General features: G+C 48.1%; 11 protein-coding genes. 6 read left to right on the forward strand and 5 right to left on the reverse strand.

Features of this window, described 5'->3' with window-relative positions:
* The 4 genes from BUC22_RS21685 to BUC22_RS03850 form a co-directional block, all read right to left on the reverse strand.
* Positions 1–1962: InlB B-repeat-containing protein (locus BUC22_RS21685; protein WP_242946553.1), on the reverse strand; the 1962-nt coding region annotated here is incomplete at its 3' end.
* Between the two features lie 1082 nt (positions 1963–3044).
* On the reverse strand, positions 3045–3290 hold the full coding sequence (locus BUC22_RS22245) for an InlB B-repeat-containing protein (RefSeq protein ID WP_041689913.1): 246 nt from the start codon (positions 3288–3290) through the stop codon (positions 3045–3047).
* Between the two features lie 85 nt (positions 3291–3375).
* Positions 3376–4176 carry a hypothetical protein gene (locus tag BUC22_RS03845; RefSeq protein ID WP_013381675.1) on the reverse strand — a complete coding sequence of 267 codons (801 nt, stop codon included), beginning with the start codon at positions 4174–4176 and terminating at the stop codon, positions 3376–3378.
* 1810 nt (positions 4177–5986) lie between these two features.
* On the reverse strand, positions 5987–7489 hold the full coding sequence (locus BUC22_RS03850) for a hypothetical protein (protein WP_041690375.1): 1503 nt from the start codon (positions 7487–7489) through the stop codon (positions 5987–5989).
* 255 nt (positions 7490–7744) lie between these two features.
* Here BUC22_RS03850 and BUC22_RS03855 point away from each other — a divergent pair, with 255 nt between their 5' ends.
* From BUC22_RS03855 to BUC22_RS03875, 5 genes are all read left to right on the forward strand, one after another.
* Positions 7745–10321, forward strand: coding sequence for an EAL domain-containing protein (locus BUC22_RS03855; RefSeq protein ID WP_073382371.1), 2577 nt, complete (start codon positions 7745–7747; stop codon positions 10319–10321).
* A gap of 7 nt (positions 10322–10328) precedes the next feature.
* Positions 10329–11087, forward strand: a complete 759-nt coding sequence (locus BUC22_RS03860; RefSeq protein ID WP_073382374.1) for a serine/threonine protein kinase — start codon at positions 10329–10331, stop codon at positions 11085–11087.
* Entirely contained in the window at positions 11026–15318 is a 4293-nt protein-coding gene (locus tag BUC22_RS03865) for a diguanylate cyclase domain-containing protein (RefSeq protein WP_073382377.1), read from the forward strand. Before BUC22_RS03860 ends, BUC22_RS03865 begins: the two co-directional genes overlap by 62 nt.
* Before the next feature lie 66 nt (positions 15319–15384).
* On the forward strand, positions 15385–18972 hold the full coding sequence (locus tag BUC22_RS03870) for a response regulator (protein WP_013381684.1): 3588 nt from the start codon (positions 15385–15387) through the stop codon (positions 18970–18972).
* Positions 18973–18975: 3 nt separating this feature from the next.
* Positions 18976–19329 carry an Hpt domain-containing protein gene (locus BUC22_RS03875; RefSeq protein ID WP_013381685.1) on the forward strand — a complete coding sequence of 118 codons (354 nt, stop codon included), beginning with the start codon at positions 18976–18978 and terminating at the stop codon, positions 19327–19329.
* A 596-nt stretch (positions 19330–19925) separates the two neighbouring features.
* On the opposite strand, the gene BUC22_RS22575 is transcribed toward BUC22_RS03875, so the two are convergent.
* Positions 19926–20039: a peptidoglycan-binding domain-containing protein gene (locus BUC22_RS22575; RefSeq protein ID WP_013381687.1), complete on the reverse strand. Its 114-nt coding sequence runs from the start codon at positions 20037–20039 to the stop codon at positions 19926–19928.
* A 324-nt stretch (positions 20040–20363) separates the two neighbouring features.
* Here BUC22_RS22575 and BUC22_RS03885 point away from each other — a divergent pair, with 324 nt between their 5' ends.
* Positions 20364–20780, forward strand: a complete 417-nt coding sequence (locus BUC22_RS03885; protein WP_013381688.1) for a YjdF family protein — start codon at positions 20364–20366, stop codon at positions 20778–20780.
* Positions 20781–20805 lie beyond the last annotated feature (25 nt).

Below are 20805 nucleotides of genomic sequence, written 5' to 3' on the forward strand. Positions count from 1 at the left end.
AGCCTCTTTATACCAGCCGCCAAAAATCTGGCCTTCCCAGGTTGGCTCTTCCGGTTCGGTTATCCGCGCGCCGGAAGCGACATTGGTAAGCGGGGCCACCGCTGAGCCGCCCTGCGAGTCAAAGGTCACCGTATATTCAACAGGCGTCCATTGCGCTTCAAAGGTTATATTGTCATCTAATACAAAAGGCCACTCCTTCTGCATCATTCCAGTCTCTTGATTTTTCCATCCTTCAAAAATATAATTATCTCTAACCGGATTTTCAGGTGGTGTGACGGTTCCAGCTTTATAGCGTATCATAAAATAATTTTCGACGGCACCTTTACTATCCTTTTCATAATATTCAGCTCCCTGATAGACCATATCCGGCAAATTTTTCCATTCTCCGCCATTTGCGTTATATTTTGCCCAGGACATTTCCACAGCGCCGTTATCCTTATACCGATCAAAGTTTCGTTGATCTTCAATCGGTAAATCTGAACTCGTATTGGTATTATCCGCAATCCCTTCTGGCTTAATTGGTATGGTTTTTATGACTTCTCCATCTACACCTGCCACTATTTGAGATAAATTATCTGTCAAGAGAGGTGTATCAACACCAAGAATCATTTTTGTTGTATACTTTGGCTCCGCACCTTTATCCGCATTCAATACATTGGATGCGCCTTCTTGAAGCGTGCTGGTGCTTGAAACATCTTTATAATTACTGGCACTGTTTATTTTCCCTGTACCGTCATATACTTTGTTTTCAAAAAACAAACAGTCCTTGTTCGTTACAGCAGCTGTTGCAAATAATCCTGCACCTGAAAGGCCAATTGCTCCACCTCTTTGTTCTACTGTAGTCTTTTCGTTTCCTGACTGATTTCCCACAAAAGTACAGCCAGTAACCGTATTAGTCATTTTACTGGAACCGCCATTTTTAAAAAACTGAATCGCTCCGCCGCTTCGATTACCCCCGTTTAAACCATAGGCTCTATTATTGTAAAATGTAGAATTCGTAATTGCCGTCGTCAAACCAGGATTGCCTGTCCCCTGGATAAGCAAAGCACCACCGTCATCATAAGCTAAATTGCTATCAAAAGTAGATTGATCGATTGTAAAGGTTGCGCCGTCCCGCCCATCAAAAATATAAATGGCGCCGCCGTCATAAGTACTTGCTGCTGACGCTTCAGTACCATTGGTTTTATTCCCTTGGAAATAGGATTCATCAATCGATATGTTTCCACGAAGATAGTGAAAAGACATGGCTCCGCCGCCTCCGCCTGTAACGCCTGAATTCGCACAGTTATTAACATTATTCCTAAAAACCGTATTGCTTATTCGAAGATCACCACTGTAAAATTTTCCGGCGATTGCACCACATTCATACCCAGCTCCATTGCCAATATTATTTTCGATTGTTGCATTGTTTATTTCAATCGGCGTAGTGTTATTTCCACTTACATTAATCGCTGCACCAATATTATTTGATTCATTATTATAAATTTTAGTATACGAAATAACCGTTTTTGCATTTCCTGTTGCAGCGATGCCTATAGCTCCTGTTGACGCATTAAAAATTTCTGTATGATTGATTAACAGGGTTCCATCTCCTGCTTTGTTCGTTAAACAGGTGCCTGTAATATTACTTCCATCAAATTTAAAATCCTTTATCGTCAAACTTCCACTCCCGTTCCCGGAAACAGTAAAAGTACCCATATTCCAGATTAACCCTCTGCCATCAATAACCACATTTTTATCAGGCATATTAATGACAGTATCCGCAAACACAAAGTCATCCGAAAGTACAATCGTTTGGTTATCCTCCGCTTGCCCTACAGCCTGCTGCAGAGCACCCACTGTAGATACTGAAATATTGTCTTCTGCCAAAACAGTTACAGGCGCTATTATACTTATAAATAACAGGCCTATGGCAGCCAATGCTGACAGCATTGCCTTTGCTTTCATGGATTTGCTTCTCATTTCTTTCTCCTTCACCATCTATAAAAGTATTCTTATGTCATAATTATAATGATTTAGGAATTCTAAAAATAGAAGCGCTATGATTATTCACGCTGACAATGTGACACAAACGTGACACGATGACAAATTGTCACGGTATGGTTCCCTCTGCCCTTTAGTTGTTGTTTAATTTTTGCCGATAAGCTCCGGCATCTTTACTTTCGGATAGAATCTCCACAACATCAGTAATTGAAAATACCGATTTTCTTTATCCCATGCGATGCGGATTACCCTATTCTCAAATAGCTACAGATTTTCCATACCTCTTTCTTAAATCGTAGATATTTTTTTAGCAGTTGCCCATTTCAGACTCATGAGTCTAAAGTTTTACTTCTGTTTCTTTCTTGACGCTGTTAACTCATAGCTCTGATTCCTCTTAAGTACTACAACAGTTTTATTCTTTTTCATGTCCTTATGCCTTTTTACGTTTATGTTCCCTCTCAATTCAATGTTTTACCCAGATAATTTTCATTTAGTTTTCAAAGACCAAGAAAGCAATTGCTTTCAAGTCAGGGAGTTAGGAAAAAGAATATCTTAAATCTCCCTCTATCTATATAAGGGAAAAAATCTCATTTTTTAGCCTGATTTATTTCAAAAAAACAGCAGAAATTTTTCCTGCTGTTTTTGATAAGCACAAAACATTGGTATTATGCGTTTTTCTATTTTTTTACTCCCAAAAATAAGTTGTATTATTTCTATGAACCATCAAATTACATAATTGTTCGTCATAAATTGCCCCATTAAAATTTTTATCTGCCCTAAAATTAAACTGTATCCAGCTATTCCGTTTAAAACAGCGAAGACAACAAAATTTTTATATGAAAATTGAATTTATTCCTGACAAAGTCATTCCATAAACCACAATAGAGATCTTCTATAATCTCTTTAATATGTCATAAAGATTTCTATTGTTAGTCAGAGAACTTTTGACTCCTATATTAGCTAAAAAAGGGGCAATGATTTCTTGCCCCTAAATTTATTATAAACTGAACGGATGGTACTTATCGTAAAAATTCTCTATTAGTAACTTTAAAAAAACATTTTTACTCAAATACCGCTGTAATACTTACTTCCTTAGTAACCGTAAACTCATAACGTGCATCTGTAGATATAGGCTCATCACCTTGATACCAACCGATAAAACGTTTCCCTTCAAAAGGCAGTGCTACCATTTGAACTGTTGCTCCTTCACAGTACGTTCCAGTTCCAAAGGCAATACCCTTGTCCTCCATATTACTTGTGACGGTAACCTTATAGAGAGCTTCACCGGCGTCGCCTGTTACTTCCAATGATGGTGTCAGTGTACTCTGATTTTTCGCCCCCTGTTCATTGACGTCTTTAATCCTTCTTACTTTATTACTTTAGGTTTAGGTGTTACTTTAACGCATTAAACATCTCGAGTGTAAGATAAGGCCTATTGTAGATGCCATCATTCGCGATGAAGAGTATGTGTGTACTAATATTTTCAAAATTAGTCCTTTCCTCTTTCATCAGCGCATTCAACTCCTTCAAAGAGCAATCAACGGAAATATTTAAATATGGAAAAGTAGCAAAGCTAAAAGACTTTCTACTAATATACATAATGTTGGATGAAAAAGGATCTTCTATATCCAAAAATAACCGATTGTAAGCACTTCTGGCATCAATATCGGGGTTACTATAAACAGGCATAAGTTCTTTTACACCATAAAGTGGTAAATTTTTTCCTAAATAAAGATGGACACTGGTTCCCTTATAGCGCTTTCCAAAAACCTCTTTTGCGTATGACTTGGCTTTTTCAAATTTTCCAATTTCTTCTACTTCTTCTCCTAAGGTTATGTTATAGGTGCTGGGGGCCTCGCTGTCGCTACTGTGAAACACATAAAAGTTCAGGTCAAACTTAGGCGAATAGCCCAGATAGCAGGTCTCGGTCCGTGCCGGAACGTCCCCATAGATGCAGGACCCATCAATGCAGAACAGCGCCTCTTCATAAGGTTCAACATGGTTCTCTTTTAAAAATTCTATTTCATAATAATCTTCACCGTAGTTGCTCTTCAGATGGGCTAAAGCGCCCTCGACGCTGGCAGGCTCTACTTGCTTTTGTTTTTTGCATCCGGATGAAAACACCATTGCCAGACTGATTAGAATACAGATTAAAAGCCAGCTTCTTTTTTTATTTGTTTTTTCATGGCCCATTCCCCCTGTTTTTACTTTGCTCTTAATCGTTTGCTAAATAATATCTACATCTGAATTATATAAAGCAAAATGCGATAATTCCAAAAAATAATAGATTAAATCGGACGGCTACGGTAGGATGACAAAGAAAAACCTCATCATTAAAACTGAGTGCTGAAGGTGGTAAATTTTTGAAAGGAGTTTCCTGATCTAACTAGCCCAACTAATGAAAGAGATACGCAGGAATGAATAGACCACCAAAGGCCTGCTTCCTCTGTCATAAATGTATCTGTATTGTCATCTACTTTTCTCTTTTTCATCATCATCAATACCATAATGACGGCCACTGCTCCTGTGCTTTAATTGATTGACACACAATCACTGTGAAACGAATTGTACTCAATATTATAACTGCGCAGGACTAGAGAAATACCAATTATGAGAGTACTCTCCTTCATTGATTGATTGCTTGGCTCATGCTTGCAAGGTCTTATCTTTTCCAGTCTGTTTTTCTTAGAGCATAACAAAAAAATATAAAAATCAAAAGAACCGCTGCACCACATCCATAAATAATTAGTATATTCTGAATAACTGGGAGTGTACTAACCTCAGTCATAACACACCAGTTTGTCCCCTCTGCCGGAGAATAGTCAGCGTAATGTATATGACTCCTAAACTCCCGCTTCTCTGTCTGTTGAAAACTACGAGAAGATTTTTCACCGGGCGGGTCGTTTTCCGCTCATTCTTCAGTACACGTGCCACAGCCAGGCCAAATTGATTTTCAGGGATAGCTCTCATATAGTGCTGCTGACTTCCAAATCAAGAATACACAGTATCATATATCCATAATTCTCATTCTAGTTTTTTCGGTCAGGAAGGCCGCTTTTTCTTGATAACTGTTCTCTTGAGAATATATATGGATCCGCGCTTAGATTTTCAAACAGGGAAACGGTTTCCTGTATCCGCTCCTGCACCAATAAGACTTTTTCTTAATTTTTCTGCTGCGAAAAGTCGTTCACCGTAGTTGCATCATACTTTCTGGCAGCCGTGTACCAGCCGCAAGCAAGACCGCCAATATCAAAATCGCTTTGTACTACTCTTCATGTATCCACCTTCTAATACAGGCGCACACTTTTTCAATGTCGATGGGTTTATACATACGGCTTTTGTTGCTTCGATACCGTTCATTTTGAGCATCTGGATATCCACCACAATCATCTGATAGATTCCCAGAGCAACCTCTTGAAATACTTTTACCGCCTCGTCGCCATCCTTGACAAGGGTCAGTTCTCCAGAAGCACAATCGCAATCTCTGCATTGATCTCATTGTTCTCTGCCAGAAATGTAGGGATATCCTTTAAATTAGCTCTCTCATCCTTAGAAGAATTTCCTGGCGGGTCCGCCACAGGCAGCGGTAAGATGACCGCAAATGTACTGCCCTTATCTAACTCGCTTTCAACTCCAATCCCACACCGCCTTTATGTCAGCTGTCTGCCTGTTCAAATGGTTTAAATATCTTTTCTCTCTGTTCCAGTGCTATGCCTTCGCCGTTGCCCTCTACACGGGAAAAAACCTGCGGGCTTAATTCATCTACAAATTCGAGAATTTCCAGCTAAATCCGGTCTCTTGACTGCGTGTACTTGACCGCATTCGTGGTAAGTTTTATGAGAATCTACTTCATTCACAGGTAATCGTCCTTAAAGTAGCGGTGCCGCAATGTGAAGGGCTTATTTCTGTGGAAAGAATCTTTTTCTGAGAGCTGGCCTCCAAGTATGTCTGGATCTCACCCCAAAAGATATCTATAGTGCCACGAGTACCACGTTTTGATGTGTCACTTTTCCAGCTCTCGGATCAGTTCCCGGAGCTTAGACTTAATCTTCGTTCGGTGAGTACCCTTGTATCCCACTTTCTCCGCCAGACGAAGCAGGTACTCCCGGTATATGGCCACGATCTCAGGTTGAGAGATCTCAAAGACAGTAAAGGGCTCCGATGCATGCACCAGAAGAGCTCTATGATTTTCCTTGACCATAAGGGAGCTCTCCTGTTCAACAGGCCCCTCCAGAGGGATGAAGTGATAATTTTCATGAGTGTCCAAAATGTGCAAAATCTTCTTCAGGTGCAGAGTATAGGTCTCCGGGGTGTAGTAAAGGGCGCCGACCGACCAACAGGTGGCGGTGATGGGCACTGTGCCGGCACGGACCTGGTCAGCGCTGGCTAAGTGAACAATATCAATCAGATTGTATTGGTCCTGCTCCTGTTCCAGCCGCTTCATCTCCTGGAGATAAAGTTCGCCCAGGCGTTTCTGCTCAGGGTCTTCTCTTTTTCCGATGGAGTCTGCGACAAGTTCAAAAGGCGCGGTCACTGCTGACAAAGAGATCAGCTTTTGAATGCGGAAGCCTTGGGGCGATAGGAATTTCATAAAGCACTGGAACAGCTTTTGGGGTTCCGAGTAAGTATTCAGCATAGGCCGGCATAGGGCGAGGTAGGCCTGAAACTCCGATTCCGTCGCACGGAGCACCCCAGGGTCTGTGGTCAGCATTGTGGCGTAGCTGGTGGGCTCGCCCGCCATGGAGTGGGAGGCAATCGCGATTTGTCCGGGCTGCATAATGATGGTGTGCCGGTAAAGGCGATCGCGAATATGAGGATAAAAATAGGCTTTTACCTTGCCAGTCATGTAGAGTGGGATCCAGCGAGCCAGAGATTCCAGAATCTGATCACCCGAGTAGATCGGCGGTATGATATGACAAATTTGAAAGCCCCGCCGGATACAGTCCAGCAGCCATGCCTGCATTTGGGAGGTAAAATCATAATCTTCCATCAGCCAATCGTCGGTCTCATCGGCAAGAATGCAAATTGTGCCCGGCTCTTGCCGGGCCAGCAGGTGTTGGTACATAGACCGCACCGCGGCACGCTTTCCCTCATTTCCAAAATGAATAGAATTCCCTTTACGGCTGATCGTTGCGGTCTCCAAGGTGGAGTTGGACGCCCCCTCCTTAATGGTCAGCGATTCAAAGCTGCGCATGAAGCGCTCCACACCGTCCGTGTCACCGCACAGCCAACAAAATAAAAATTCCGCCAGCTGATCCTTCTTGTCCATGATGATCCGTCTAACTCCCGCCATCTCCGACAGAGCTCTTCTCTGATATTCGCCGGTACAGCGTTCTGCAAGGAAATCCGCCATGCTGCGCAGCGGCTCCAGATTGCGTGGGATCCCTCTCTTTCCACTGCGGAAACGGCTGATGATGGAAGGGTCTACCTGCGCTGCCAGAGCCAGCTCCCGGTTCGTCGTTTGAGTCAAATTCATGACAAAAATTAGCTTTTCATAGAACTGCACAGTCTCATCCCCCTTTTTTATACCAGTATACCCTAAATTGATTAAGTTTGCAACAAAATTCACACCGTTTGTCATTTAAAATGACACTTAAACGTCATTGTCAATTATGGATATACCCTTGATTTTTACCGAAAAAAGATGTATTCTATAATTTAAGAGTATTAAAATTTGTTATTTGTCATTTAAAATGACAAATATGTGTCATTTACAATAGGAATTATATCCATGAATAATCTGAAGAATTGAGTGTGAGCAATGCTATTTGAGAGAAAAATTTTAGTGGTTGAAGACAATGAAATCAACCGGGCGGCACTGTGTGTCATCTTGTCTTCTCAATATACGGTTCTGGAGGCGGAAAACGGGGCGCAGGCCCTGTCGCTGCTGGAGAAATACAGAGAGGGAATTTCTCTGATCCTGTTGGATATTGTTATGCCGGTCATGGATGGCTACACCTTTCTGAAACATCTGAAAGCAGATCACAGGCTGAATTCGATCCCGGTCATTGTCACAACATCTAACAACAGTGAGGTGGATGAGGTGGCCGCGCTTTCCAACGGGGCCACAGACTTCATCACAAAGCCCTACCGCGCACAGGTCATTTTACAACGGGCTGCCGGCATCATCCACCTGCGGGAGACCTCTGTCCTCATCCATCAGATCCAGTATGATCGGGTCACCGGGGTGTACAGCAAGGAATATTTCTGTCAACAAGTCAGGGATATCCTATTTCGGAATCCGGATGTGAAATATGATATCCTCTGTTCCGACATTGAGGACTTCAAACTGATCAACGACACCTTCGGTATGGACGCAGGTGACCGCCTGCTAAGGCAGGTGGCGGAGCTCTGCACCCAGCGGCTAGGGGATCATGGCATTTGCGGCCGCCTGAACGCGGACCAGTTCGCCTGTCTTCTGGAGCACCGTGAGGACTATGCAGACGAGATGTTCACACAGTCTGATAGCAGGATCAATAGCGGCTTCGGCGATCTGAACGTGATAATAAAATACGGCATCTACACGGTGGAAGATCGGGAGGTTTCCGTTGAGCAGATGTGTGACCGAGCGCTGCTGGCAGCGAACAACATCAAGGGAAAATATGGCAAGCACTTTGCCCTTTACGACGATAAGCTACGGGGGGCGCTACTGCGCCGGCAGGCCATCACGGACGGCATGGAGACAGCCCTGGCCACGGGGCAATTCGAGGTCTACCTGCAGCCCAAGTACCAGATCCGGGACGGCAGACTGACGGGGGCCGAGGCGCTGGTGCGCTGGAATCACCCGAAATGGGGTCTGCAGCCGCCTGCGGAGTTCATCCCTATCTTTGAGCGCAACGGTTTTATCACCAAGCTGGACCAATATGTCTGGGAGCGGGTCTGCTCCCTAATGCAGGAGTGGGATAAAAGTGGCTATCCCAGCATTAACATTTCCGTCAACGTCTCCCGAATAGATATCTACAATACAAACCTGGTGGATTTTCTCACGGGGCTCATGCAGCGATACGGACTCTCTCCCTCCCGTCTACATCTGGAGATCACGGAGAGTGCGTACACGGATACCTCGAGACAACTCATCGAGACCATGGGGGCTCTGCGCAGGCAGGGTTTCATGATTGAGATGGATGATTTTGGCAGCGGCTACTCTTCGCTGAATATGCTCACGGAAATGCCCATCGACGTGCTGAAGTTGGATATGAAGTTTATCCAGACTGAGATTACGAGGCCAACGGGCCAGGGCATCCTGCGCTTTATCTTGGACTTGGCCCGTTGGATGAAATTGAGCGTAGTGGCGGAGGGCGTCGAGACCCAGGAACAGCTGGAGAGGCTTCAAAACGCTGGGTGTGACTACGCCCAAGGCTATTACTTTGCCAAGCCTATGCCTGTGGAGAATTTTGTTTCGATCTTGACAGCACAAGCCCTTGCCGCAAACATAGAAAACAGCAGGTCTGCCTGCTCTGCGGGCCGCCTGGACAGAGCTCTACTGGTGGCCGATGAGGACGAGGAATACCGTGCCCATGTGCATAGGACCTTTACCGACTGCTTCAAGGTACTGGAGGCGGCCAGCTGTGAGGAGGCAGTTGGAATCCTGGGAAGACATCCGTATCAGATATCGGCCGTGATTCTTAGCTTGACAATCCAAGGCGGCGCTGATATCCTGACTGCGATTCAAAAGGAACGGAGCGCTTGGAAGACGCCGTGCGTCGCCACGGGACCGCTGGACATGGAACTGGAGCGCAACGCGATGGAGCTGGGCGCCACTGACTATGCGACTAAACCCCATGATCAGGAGTCGCTACGCAGGCGGGTCCTGCGAGCGATGAGCACCCACACTCTTCAGGTCCGGATGCGGTCTCTGCAAGATGAAGCCTGTAGAGACACCATGACCGGCCTGCTCAACTGCCGGGGGCTGTACACCATAACCGAATCACTGTGGCATGAGTCTTCCTCTGTTGTTTGTCTATTTGAACTGGACGATTTGAAAAAGTTTAACGAGAAGTATGGCTATGTGGAGGGCGATCATTTAATCCTCCACTTCGCCTCCCTTCTGCGTGCCCACACTCAGGTGGACGATGTGCTGGTCCGACTGGGCGGGGATGAATTTCTAGCTGTGATGTACAACATAAGATCCATGGAAGTTGCCCATATGAAAGAAATGGCTATTCTCCGGGCTTATAATGAGAGTCGTTACGTAGATCCAGATTCGGTGTCCTGCTTTGCCGGCACAGTGCTCTGGAATGCAGAGGAACCTTTGGATGAAATAATAGGCCGGGCTCGCGAGATCCTGTATGCCGCAAAGGCCAGCGGTAAGGAAGAGTACTTTTTACAGAAGGGGTGAATGTGTGATGTGTCAATATACGAATTTAGAAGTAATATATATATCTCCGTCTAGCAAGCTGCTGCGCGGTAAGGACAGCAACACTGGCAACCGGGTGGTCCTTAAGACCGGAGGTCAGGAACATATGACTCAGGAGGCCATAGCACGGCTGCGACGAGAATATCAGATCATGCAGCGGATACACAGTCCCCATGTGGTAAAGCCCCTTGGCGAGGTCACGCTGGACGGGCGCTGCTATCTGGTGGAGGAATTCTGTCCGGGGATCACGCTGAGCAGGCTTCTGAAACAGGGCGCCCTGGAGATGTCGGATTTCTACAGGATCGCAGAACAGCTGGTGATGGGACTGCGGGATATCCACAAGGCAGGTGTCGTCCACAAAGATGTGAACCCCGCCAATATCATGTATGATGCAGAGTCCGGCCGGGTGGTACTGCTGGACTTTGGTATCTCCTCCATGTTTATGCATGAACAGATGTCAGGGATCAGACTTGAAAATATTGAGGGAACCCTCCGCTACATCGCCCCTGAACAGACCGGTCGAATGAACACGGAGCTGGATTATCGCGCGGATTTTTATTCCCTGGGCATAACACTGTATCAGATGCTGACGGGACGTTATCCATTTGACGCGGAGACCCCCACAGAGCTGGTTTTTTCTCATATTGCAAAGACGCCTTCGCGTACTTTTGCCAAATGTGCCACCTATGCTTGCGGCCGTCGTAGACAAGCTCCTGTCCAAGATGGCAAAAGACCGCTATTTAAGTAGCGAGGGTCTTCTTTATGATCTGACGCGCTGTCAAAAGGAAAAGGCGTTTGTCCTTGGCAAAAAGGATTTCAGTCGGCGTTTTGAATTCACCAGCCGACTGTATGGGCGAGAAGAAGAAATCGCCCAGCTGAAAAGTGACTTTAAGGAGGTGGCGGCCGGTTCCAGGATTCTTGTCTCTATCAGCGGCTATTCTGGAATTGGAAAGACCTCGCTGGTCAATCAGCTTCAGGGGGAGGCTCTGCGGACAAACGGCATGTTTCTGCAGGGGAAATTCGACCAGTATCACGCCAACGTACCGTATTTTGCCTTTTTCGAGGCTATCAAACAATTTTGTAACATGGTCTTTTTGGAACCAGAGGAGGTCATCCATAAGTGGAAGGAGATACTGTCGAAACATTTGGGAAACGACGCGGCTCTGCTGACTGGTAAGGTGGCGGAGCTGTCCCTGCTGACCGGCAATCATCCAATCTCTGAGGACATGGGGCCGCTGGAGGAGCGGACCCGATTCAAATCCGTGCTGGAAAAGCTCCTGTCCCTACTGGCTGCGCCGGAACATCCACTGGTTTTGTTTTTGGACGACGTACACCGTGCGGACATGGGCTCCCTGGAAATGCTGGAAGAGCTGTTCAAAAATGAGGATATCCACGATTTAATGATCATCGTGTGCTATCGCGACAATGAGGTAAGCAGAGAACATCCGCTCACCCTGAGCCTGAATAAAATCATACAGCGGGGCGGCCGGGTCACACAACTCAACCTGAAAGGACTGGACCCGGAGAGCACCGTACAGATGCTGGGAGACATATTCAAAACGGAAGCGGACACGACTTTCGCGCTGGCGGATATCCTTTATAGAAAGACCAAGGGAAATCCATTTTACATCAAGCAGTTTCTGCGGCTGTGCCATTCAAAAGGCTATCTGAAGCTGGATATGGACACCGGAAACTGGAGCTGGAAGGAGGCTGAGATTCGGGCCTGTCCCGCCCAGGAGAATGTAGTGGAATTCCTGACGGAAAATCTGAACCAGTTTTCGGAGGAAACAATATCCCTGCTGTCCTTTGGCGCCTGCATTGGACAGAGCTTTTCTGTGGAAGATCTCTCCGCTGTCTGTGGCCTGTCGGAGCGTGAAATCAACCGTAGGCTGATTACGGCGGTGGAGCAGGAGGCGGTGTATCCCATGGAGAAGCATGGGAAAACCGGCCTACAGACCATGTATCAGTTCACCCACGACCGGTTCCAGCAAGTGTTTTATACAGTCCTGTCTGAGAAGACGCGGGCAAGTGTCCATTACTTGCTTGGAAAGCGATATGAAGAACACTCTCTCGCCGCGGGCGATCTTGACGAATGGGTGTTCGAAATCGCGGACCACTACGCAATGGGGCTTGTGGAGGCGGAAGATCAGGAAGAACGGCGCCGGATTCAGGAGTTCCTGCTGAGTACGGCGCACCGGTGCGGGCTGGTATCCGCCTTCGATACGGCGGAGAGGTACCTTAACCTCCTGCTCTCCCAGCCGGAGTTGAAGCTCCTGGAAAACCGCCCATTTCTCACCAAAATCTACATGGAATATCATGCGGCGCTGTGTAATCTGGTTAAAGAGGAAGAATGCGACCGGATCTACGAGATGCTCTGCAATCTGGTGGTGGAGGCTACCGAGCTGATAGATAACTGCTGCCTGCAGATTTCAAGCTTCTCCAACCGGGGCCGGTATGAGGACGCTTTTGAGATCGGACTCGCTCTGCTTGGGCAACTGAAAGTCACCTTCCCCGGCGAAAATATTAAGCTGACTCTGGAACGGGAGATTATATCTTTTTATCAGGAGCGGGATGCCCTTGGAGCAGAAGATATCCTGAATCTTAAAGAAGCCGAAGACCCGGTGGAGGCAGGGATCAGTAAATTGCTCTGTCGCCTGTGCGGCCCGACCTTTTTCTTTAATCCCGATTATTCCTACTGGACAGTTTTTACAGCTGTGCGACGCATGTTCAGGCATGGCTATACTCCCCATACCCTGCAGATGTATTCCAATCTGATGATGCCTCTGGGAGAACTACGCAGGGATTACCAGACGTCTTACGTGGCCGGCAGGTCGGCTATGCGTCTGGCCGAAAAGCACCAGTATAGGGAGGTAATCTACTCCATCTACTGTATGTTTGCCCTCCATACTGGCCATTGGTTCGAAGATGTGGTCAATGAGATCCCTTATGCAAAGGAGTCCATCAAGGGCAACGCCCAGATGGGAGACTTTGAGTACGCCTGCTATGGCTATTATGGACTCATGATGGCGGTCATGGAAAGCGCGACCCATGTAGATGAACTGTGGAACGAGGTACAGGCCGGAGTAAAATTTGCGGAGAAGACTGGCAGCGACCATGCTTTGGGCAGCTTTTTGAGCTTTCAACAGTTGTGCAGGAGTATCCGCGGGGAACTCTCCCTCACCGGAAGCTTTGATGGGGACGGATTTTCCGAACAGACCCATCTGGAGCGGTTTTCCCATAACCTGCAGGCAATCAGCTATTACCATGTCATTCGGGCCCTGTCGGCAGTCATTTACCGGGATTATTCTACGGCCTTCCGGCTGTGCAGAGACGCTGTGCCTCTGCTCCCCTATGTCTCCAGCTTTTACAACGTGGCGCTTCACAATTTCCTGTATTCCTTGTCCATCTGCCAAATTCTGGAGACCAGGGATTATGATCCGGAGACAAGGCCAATGCTTCTGCGTGTCCTGAAGGAAAATCAGGATTGGCTGAAAGAACGCAGCAGCGACGCACTCTGCAATTACGGTCACCTTTATCTTTTGATCGAGGCGGAGCGGAAAGCGGCGGAGGGCCGTACCGGAGAGGCCCTGCGGCTTTACGAAGAGGCCTTGGGAGCTGCGAAAAATCATGACCGTAGCCTTCATCATGCCATCCTCTGCGATGTTGCCGCGCTGCGTTATGAGAGGCTGGGGATCAAGTCATCGTCCAGTCATTATCTGACGGATACCTACCGGCTGTACGGCCATTGGGGGGCAGAGGGCAAGTGCGCCCGGATGCGCCAAGACTATCCAGAGCTGGGGGGCCTATGGAAAAACGATAGTCGGCAGGGTACCCTGTCTGAAGATTCCATCCGCACTACCGCTTCGCTGGATATGAGTTCTGTGCTGAAGGCGTCCCAAGCCATTTCGGAGGAATTGGAGCTAGAAGGCATCCTGGAAAAACTGATACACAGTCTCCTGGAATGTGCGGGAGCGCAGCATATCTACTATCTAAGCCAGACGGATTCCGGGTATGAGATTCAGTCGGAAGGCCATTCCGGAGCCAAGGACGTATGCATTGTATCAAAGCGGCCGGCAAAGGACAATGATATTCCGCTGAGCATCGTATCGTATGTGGAGAGAACACTGGAAGCCGTGATTCTGGATGACGGAGAGAACTCCAGAGTCTTCGGGAAGGACATCCATATCAAAGAGAACCGGTGCAAGTCGGTCCTGTGCATGCCCATCCTCAGTAAAGGAGAGCTGAAGGGCATCCTCTACCTGGAAAACAATCTGGCCACAGGCGTCTTTGACCAGCGAAGAAAGGAAAACCTGATACCCATTGCGGCACAGCTTGCCATCTCTCTCGAAAACGCCTATTTATATGAGCATCTGCGCTTTCTGGTAGACGAACGGACGAAGGCATTGCAGGAGGAGATCAAGGTGCGCAAGCGGGCTGAGGAAAAGCTGGCCCGTATGGCAAACTACGACGCACTCACCGGACTTCCCAACCGCAGACTGTTTCATAAAATCTTGTCCCGACTGCTTCTGGAGGCGGATACAAGCGGATATCTGCTTGCTGTCCTTTATATGGATTTAGATGGATTTAAAGAGATCAACGATACCTTTGGCCACGATAAAGGTGATCTGGTATTGGAGGAGACAGCCAGGCGGCTGATCCGTGCCGTGCGCGGCAGCGACATCGTGTCCCGCATAGGCGGCGACGAATTCGTTCTTCTGCTGGACCGAATCACAACGGACGAGGAAATCCGGCACGTCTGCGAACGGATCCTCTCTGAGATCAGGCAGCCTTTCCAGATCTCAGAGAACCTGGTTGTTGAATTGACCGCAAGTATTGGAGTCAGCGTCTATCCAAAAGATGCTCAGGACGAGAAGGAGCTTCTCTCCCGCGCTGACCAGGCCATGTACAGAATCAAAAAAAGTGACAAAAACTATTACTCGTTTACAGAGCCACTTTCTGAAGCACAGGAGATCCCTTAAAAAACCGTATCCAGCAGCGGCCGGCACGAGCAAGACCGTTGCTGGTCAAAGAAAGGATAAAAAATAATGGAAAAATTAATGACAGCCTGGGAGACGTTTCAGGCTTTTTGCAGTTCCTGGTTCGAGCGGCGAAACGCTGAGGAGGTCTATACCTTTTTAAGCGATGAGTTCTGCTTTGTGGGCACCGGGGAGGATGAATTTGCCCATAGCCCCCAGGAAATGAGAGACTACCTGATCCGGGACATTCAGGAGATCCCCGAGCCATTCACCGTGGAACTTACGCTCTTTCAGGAGCAGGAGATCGATGCGGATATCCGAAACCTGTCCGTGGGAATGGTCCTCAAGAACAGTCAGTACCGCTGGCGGCTACGGGGATTCTTTACGCTGGTCCGGCGGCAAACGTCCTGGCGGCTGCGCACCTTGTGGTTTTCCGAGCCCAGCAGCAGCCAACGGGGCGAAGAACACTATCCCGGAACTCTGGTAATGGAAAACATGGCCAAACAGCGACAGGACCTGTTAAATGACTCCCTACCCGGAGGCATGATGGGCGGGTATATTGAAGAGGGTTTCCCCTTTTATTTCGTCAACAATCGGATGCTGGAGCATCTGGGGTACGCGGACGAAGCGGATTTTGTTGCCGACATCAGGGGGATGGTCTCCAACTGCATGCATCCAGACGACCGGGCCATGGTGGACGCTGAGGTAGACAGCCAGATGTCCGATGGCGGCCAATACGTGGTCGAATACCGCATGAAGAAGCGGAACGGCTCCTACATCTGGGTCCATGACATAGGGCGCAAGGTTACGGCGGAAAACGGCATGCCCGCCATTATTTCGGTGTGCATTGACATCACTGCACAGAAAATGGCCCAGGCAGAGGTCATGCATCTGTACAACAACGTCCCTGGCGCGGTGTTCCGCTGCCGGTATGACGAAGGTTTTTCCGTTGTCAACGCCAACGACGGCCTTTACAAGTTCCTGGGCTATACCAGGGAGGAATTCGCCGCTCTGGGAAACCAAATGTCAAAGGTAGTCCATCCGGAGGACCGTGGGTCTGTGCAGGCTAAGCTGGAGCAGGATCGGGATCTCGGCGGCACAATTCAGGACGAGCACCGGCTGGTCTGCAGGGACGGAAGCGTCAAATGGGTGTCTCTGAAGGCCCAACGGCTCACAGAAGACGACGGAAATCAGTATTTCTATGGCGTCTTTGTGGATATTACTGAGGAAAAGCAAGTACAGACGCGGGTCAGGGAGCTTTACGAGAAGGAGATGGCCTATTTTGTCCAGTCTGCCTCGGCGGAGGGGAGTAACCAAGGACGGCTCAACATCACCCTGGACTATGTGGAGAGCTACCAGTCCACCGCAGGCCTGGCACTGTTCCGACGGGGGGAATCCTATGGAGCGGCTGTGGAACAGCTGGCTGAATCCGCTGTGGACCCCGAATATGGCCATTACATTCGCACAGTGCTTAACCGAACTTGTGTATTAAACGATTTTTCAAATGGAAAAGCCGATTACCGCTTTGATTTTCTCCGTAAAAAGAAGAACGGCTCGGTCTTTTTATGCAGCACCAGCTTTCGTCTGCACACCAACCCGGAAAGCGGCGACGTCATCGCCTTTTTCTACACCCTCGATGTGACGGAACAGAGGATGCTGGAACGGATGCTGGAGCGGGTTTCCAGTCTGGATTACGACGTCATTACGGAGATTGATCTGACAAGCGGCACCTACCGTCTGGCGGTCTGTGGCAGAGAGTGGAACCCCACCATTCCTCTGGAGGGGAATTTTCAGGAGGAAATCCGCCGGGTGGCTGAACGCTGTATGGATGAGGCGGAGCAGCGGGAGTTTTTGGAGAAGCTGGATCCTGCGTACATGCGACGGGAGCTTGCCCGGCAAAGCTCCTACACCTTCGTGCTGGAGCTGCAGCAGAACGGCGGAAGACGGGTCAAACGATTCCAGATATTCTACATCGGCGAGGAGCTGGGACGGGTGTGCATGACCCGGGCCGATGTAACGAACATCGTCCGGCAGGAACAGCAGCAAAAGGAGGCTCTGGCTGCCGCCCTCGCCGCAGCGGAGCAGGCCAATGCCGCGAAAACGGACTTCCTTTCCCGCATGAGCCATGAGATCCGAACTCCCATGAACGCTATCATCGGAATGAGCGCCATTGCCGCCCAAGCCCTCGGAGACGATGAGCGGGTGGCCGAGTGCATCTCAAAGATCGGTATCTCTTCCCGATTTCTTCTCTCCCTCATCAACGATATCCTAGACATGAGCCGGATCGAGAGCAGAAAAATGCTGCTCAAAAACGAAAAAATCCCGACCGAAGATTTTATAAACGGTCTCAACGCCATTTGTTACAGCCAAGCGGCGACAAAGGGCGTGGAATACGAGTGTATCGTGGACCCAACTCTAGACGATTTTTATATCGGGGACGCCATGAAGCTACAGCAGGTGCTGCTCAATATTCTGTCCAACGCCATTAAATTTACCGGTGAGGGCGGCAAGGTCACCTTCTCGGCAGCGCTGCACAGGAAAAGCAAGAACGGCGCAACGCTGCGCTTTATTGTCAACGATACCGGCGTGGGCATCAGTGACAGCTTCCTCATTCACCTGTTTGAGCCCTTCTCCCAGGAATCCATCGGTACCACTGCCCAGTACGGCGGCAGCGGTCTTGGCCTGTCCATCTCGAAAAACATTATCGATATGATGGGCGGCAAAATCACAGTACGCTCCATCAAGGGCATTGGTTCTGAGTTTACGGTAGACGTACAGTTGGGCATCACGGAGGAGGAACTGCTCCGCCACAACAGGAAAAAGGCGCTCCCCAATTTTTCCGCTCTGAAGACTCTGGTGGTGGACGATGATGTGGCAGTATGCGAAAGCGCTGTGGCCACCCTCAAGGAAATGGGAATCACTGCCAAATGGGTAGACAGCGGACGTAAGGCCATCGAAGGGGTACAATCGATGTGGGACACAGGAAAGCATTACGATATGATCCTCATCGACTGGAAGATGCCGGATATCGACGGCATCGAAACTGCCCGGCGCATCAGGGCCATCGTTGGACCGGAGGTTACCATCATTATTATGACGGCCTATGACTGGGCTTCAATCGAGCACGAAGCAACGTTGGCGGGCGTCAATCTGCTGATGAGCAAGCCCATGTTCAAGTCTTCCCTAATCTCTGCCTTCTCCAAGGCACTGGGCGAAAAAGAGGAAATCAGTGCAAAGAATAAGCCCGCAGTCTATGTTTTTACCGGACACCGGGTTCTTTTGGTAGAGGATAACGCCATCAACACCGAAGTGGCTGTGGCTCTACTTGAAAGCAAGGGTATTACCGTGGATACGGCGGAAAACGGACTTCGAGCAATCGAGCTGTTCAGCAAAACTGAGGCTGGCTTTTATGACGCCATTTTGATGGACATCCGGATGCCGCAGATGGATGGGCTGACTGCCGCCAATAATATACGCCACATGAGCAACGCCGACGCCAAAACCATCCCCATCATCGCCATGACCGCCAACGCGTTTGACGACGACATTGAAAAGAGTAAAGCGGCCGGCATGAACGCGCATTTGGCCAAACCCATTGAACCGGAGAGGCTGTATCAGGTTCTCCACGACTTTATTTTAAGCCAGGAGGAGGAATAGAAAATGGCAGATTTAAAAGAAGTCTTTCAGCAATACGGGGCGGACTATGAAACCACAATGGCCCGATTTATAGGCAATGAACAAATGTATTTGAAGATACTCTCCATGCTGCCACGGGATAAAAATCTACATAGACTGGATCAGGCACTACAGGCCGGCGACTACCCCGCCGCTTTTGACGCGGCTCATACATTAAAAGGTATGGCCGGCAACCTCGGTCTGACGCCGCTTTATCAGGCGGTTTGCGCCATCGTAGAGCCTCTGCGCGCCGGAGAAAAGTTGGATTACTCTCCTCTTTATCTGTTTGTTCAGAAAGAATATGAACAGGCCGCAGCTTTGTTGGAGCTGCTGAAATAAATGCAGGAAGGAAGTCTGAACGGAGCGTGAATTTGCTGCTTCTGCTGAGGAGGGTTGATGAAAATAGTGATAACCAATGCGATTAAGGATGTTCTGGAGCATCTTTCGGTTTTTCGACGACCATTGAGATGGCCCCTTTTGCACAAGGCCAGACCAAGCATGTAAAGAGCTTTTTTGTCCAACTTTCCAATGTGGATACCGGCCACTATGTTACAGCCAACAAATAAACTAAAAAAATGGTATGCTAAAAAGGCCTGAGAAAACCAGTCAAAAAAAGAAATAAAAAGCGAAATGGTTAATTCCAAGCATCAAAAGTCATCAGTTGCTCCCAAACCTTTCCATAATAAATGCGTAGAAACTTATTAGTACCAGTGGTCACGTAAACATAGTAGCGCTTTCTCTTCGTTAATTTTTTGTCCATGAATTGTAAAACGGGATACTCGAGAGGCGATTTTTGAATCAAGGCTCCATAATTAAGAAAAAGGGGTAGTCTTTTTGCGTTTAACTGTGCCTGTATGTCGCGTATCTGCTCGGACAGGTGGTCTTTTGTCACCGAACCGGCAATGCCGTCAGCCTCAATGCCATAGCCTTCCTTATTAGGCCCGCCTCACAGCATCCTGGGTTTCGGGACCGTCGAAGCCGTCGACCGTCCCCGGCACATAGTTGCAGAGCTTAAGGACTTCTAGAACCTGCGTTAAGGTCATCTCCATTATTTTTCACCCTCCTCTTACTTTCTAAATAAAAAAAGCGCAAATAGTATTTTTAAAACCATTTGCGCAAAATATTATCAAATAAAAAATATCTTATAAAACACAATTTGACACCATTCTACAACAATCATAATAATAACCTATAACTTTTACTGATTTAAAAATCAATAAAAACAATTTGACGATTTATCCTATCTCCGTTATCATTAAATCACAAAGATAAAAACACAGTCCGGTTGGTAGTCCGGGCGCGGCGACGCCGTCAGTAACCTGCCTCCTTGGTTGTCCGTTCTTTAGTGATTTTACTTAAAGGAGGACATCAGTATGGTCACTATTTCAAGCAGCTTAACGGTATTTTTTGAGGAACCCTTTTGGGTGGGTGTGTATGAGCGCCAGTCTGGAAACCGGCTGGAGGTTTGCAAAATCACCTTTGGCGCGGAGCCGAAGGACTATGAGGTCTATGACTTTTTGCTCAGGAATGACCACCGGCTGCGGTTCAGCCCTCCTGTCGCTCAGACGGCGCAGAGCCGGAAGCAGAACCCAAAGCGGATGCAGCGCGCCATTAAAAAGCAGCTTCAAAGCCAAGGGGTGGGCACCAAGGCCCAGCAGGCTCTCAAAGCCCAGCATGAACAGCAAAAGGTCCTGCACAAAAGCCGAAGCCGCGAAGAAAAAGAACGCCAGAAGCTTGAGCGTTTTGAGCAAAAGCAGCTGAAGAAAAAAGAAAAACACCGGGGGCACTAGCTTCCGGTGTTTGGCCCCGGCCGGA

This window comes from Eubacterium callanderi, from assembly GCF_900142645.1.
GTDB lineage: Bacteria > Bacillota > Clostridia > Eubacteriales > Eubacteriaceae > Eubacterium > Eubacterium callanderi.

What these genes read in the sequence shown, in the direction of transcription:
- BUC22_RS03845 (WP_013381675.1), bottom strand. Translation starts at nt 4,176, where the DNA reads ATGGGCCATGAAAAAACAAATAAAAAAAGAAGCTGGCTTTTAATCTGT.
- BUC22_RS03855 (WP_073382371.1), top strand. Translation starts at nt 7,745, where the DNA reads ATGCTATTTGAGAGAAAAATTTTAGTGGTTGAAGACAATGAAATCAAC.
- BUC22_RS03860 (WP_073382374.1), top strand. Translation starts at nt 10,329, where the DNA reads ATGTGTCAATATACGAATTTAGAAGTAATATATATATCTCCGTCTAGC.
- BUC22_RS03865 (WP_073382377.1), top strand. Translation starts at nt 11,026, where the DNA reads ATGCTTGCGGCCGTCGTAGACAAGCTCCTGTCCAAGATGGCAAAAGAC.
- BUC22_RS03870 (WP_013381684.1), top strand. Translation starts at nt 15,385, where the DNA reads ATGGAAAAATTAATGACAGCCTGGGAGACGTTTCAGGCTTTTTGCAGT.
- BUC22_RS03875 (WP_013381685.1), top strand. Translation starts at nt 18,976, where the DNA reads ATGGCAGATTTAAAAGAAGTCTTTCAGCAATACGGGGCGGACTATGAA.
- BUC22_RS22575 (WP_013381687.1), bottom strand. Translation starts at nt 20,039, where the DNA reads ATGGAGATGACCTTAACGCAGGTTCTAGAAGTCCTTAAGCTCTGCAAC.
- BUC22_RS03885 (WP_013381688.1), top strand. Translation starts at nt 20,364, where the DNA reads ATGGTCACTATTTCAAGCAGCTTAACGGTATTTTTTGAGGAACCCTTT.